Annotated in this window: 1 protein-coding gene; it reads left to right on the top strand. The window is 60.7% G+C overall.

Annotated elements, in window-relative coordinates; all coding sequences use genetic code 11:
- The first annotated feature begins 118 nt into the window (after positions 1–118).
- Positions 119–1,393 (top strand): IS256-like element ISBli2 family transposase, encoded by a 1,275-nt coding sequence (locus INT32_RS21980; RefSeq protein WP_009882371.1) that lies wholly within the window; start codon positions 119–121, stop codon positions 1,391–1,393.
- Positions 1,394–1,467 lie beyond the last annotated feature (74 nt).

Below are 1,467 nucleotides of genomic sequence, written 5' to 3'. Positions count from 1 at the left end.
GGGTGAGTCCCATAGAGTGGTGGCATTCCCACCAGGGACTTCACCCCCAAAAATGTGAAGAACCATCGTGGGATCCCGCTAGTAGTTCCGCCAAGAACCTCACGAAAGGCATCCCACGATGGCTGACCCCAATTCTGCCGTGTCGACCCTGATCAACCAAGTCCTGACCGACCCTGACCTCGCCCACTCCGACGTGTTTAGGCAAATGCTCCAAGCTGGCCTCCAGGACCTCATCGAAGCCGAAGCCACCGCCACGATCGGTGCCGCCCGCTACGAACGCAGCGAAGACCGTTCAACACGCCGTAACGGGTCGCGGAAGAAGACCCTGGCAACTCCCTCGGGAGAAGTCGACCTGGCGATCCCGAAGCTACGGAAAGGCTCGTTCTTCCCGTCCCTGCTCAATCCCCGTCGGCGGGTCGATAAGGCCCTCTACGCCGTCATCTGCCAGGCCTGGATCGACGGAGTCTCGACGAGGAAGGTCGATGACCTTGTGCGTGCTTTGGGCAACGAGTCCGGGATCTCTCGGTCGACGGTGTCGCGGATCTGTGCCGACATCGACGAGGCAGTGGCCGAGTTCCTGGCCCGTCGACTCGATCACACGTGGTTTCCCTACCTCTTCGTCGACGCCACCTATGTCGATGTCCGCCACCGGGGTCGTGTCGTGTCTCAGGCCGTGGCTGTGGTCACGGGTGTCTCATCACAGGGCAGGCGGGAGATCCTGACCATGAGTGTCGGAGATGCCGAGTCCACGGACTTCTGGACACAGGTCCTGCGTGGGCTGCGTGAGCGGGGGTTGAAGGTGAGCACCGAGACTGATCCCGAAGGGGTCGCGCTGGTGATCTCTGATGCTCATTCGGGGATCAAGGCCGCGGTCAAAGCGATCCTGCCCGGTGCTGGGTGGCAGCGGTGTCGAGTCCACTTCGCTCGTAACGTCACTCAGCGCCTTGGCAGTGCGCACTCGAAGCCGGTCAACGCGTTGATCTCAACGATCTTCGCCCAGACCACAGCCGAGGCCGTCATTGCCCAGTACAAGCAAGTCGCTGAGAGTCTGCGGGCGTCGTTTCCCGACATCGCCGACATGCTCGAGTCCGCCGAGGTCGATTTGACGGCGTTCGTGTCCATGCCCAGGCAGCATTGGCAGAAGATCTGGTCGAATAACCCGATCGAGCGGTTGAACAGGGAGATCAAACGCCGTGCTGATGTCGTTCAGATCTTTCCGAACCGGGAGTCGGTGACTCGGTTGATCGGGGCCGTGTTGCAGGAACAGCACGAGGAATGGCAGTACGGTGAGAGACGCTATTTGTCGGAGATCTCGATGCGCAAACTCGTGACGGTGTTGCATGGGCAGACCGAGGTCGACCCGGTCGGGGTGGTGATGCCGCTGACCGCGTGATTCGTAGCCCGACCCCGCTGCTTAATACCAAGTTAAAGGAACTACCGAAGAACACCACGAAAAGGGACTTGACC

The organism is Advenella sp. FME57 (assembly GCF_014897675.1).
Taxonomy (GTDB): Bacteria; Pseudomonadota; Gammaproteobacteria; order Burkholderiales; family Burkholderiaceae_B; genus Advenella.
This window is presented reverse-complemented; position numbering and strand designations above follow the sequence as displayed.